General features: G+C 67.8%; 1 protein-coding gene. It reads right to left on the bottom strand.

Annotated elements, in window-relative coordinates:
- Positions 1 to 338 (bottom strand): aconitase X (locus EN852_RS37280; RefSeq protein WP_135879796.1); only part of this gene is annotated, 338 nt, incomplete at both ends.

The following is a 338-nucleotide window of genomic DNA, read 5'->3' as shown; positions in this document are numbered from 1 at the left end:
ATGGCCTCTGGCGTTGACACCGTCGACAGGCCGGCGCGGGCCTTCGCCGCCATCTCAGGTGTGACGCGGATAACCGCCTCAGGTTCCGACCCGGCCAGAACGGTTTCGACATCAGGCGCCTCGGGCGTCACTCCGGCGATATGGAACAGGCCGACCGCGCCGGATGAAGCGGCCGCGGCGCCGAAAGCCTTCAGCGCGTCCTCGCCGGGGTGATTGGCGATGCCGGTGACGACGCCGATCGCATGGCCGACCTCACGGCCATAGAGGCTACCCAGCACCGGCCAGGCGATCTCTGAGGCGAGGAAGGATGGAGACAGAGCCGAGACGTCGAACACCAG

This window comes from Mesorhizobium sp. M2E.F.Ca.ET.209.01.1.1, from assembly GCF_004010375.2.
Classification (GTDB): domain Bacteria; phylum Pseudomonadota; class Alphaproteobacteria; order Rhizobiales; family Rhizobiaceae; genus Mesorhizobium.
The sequence above is the reverse complement of the archived record's forward strand: the minus strand, read 5'-3'. Positions and strand labels throughout refer to the sequence as shown.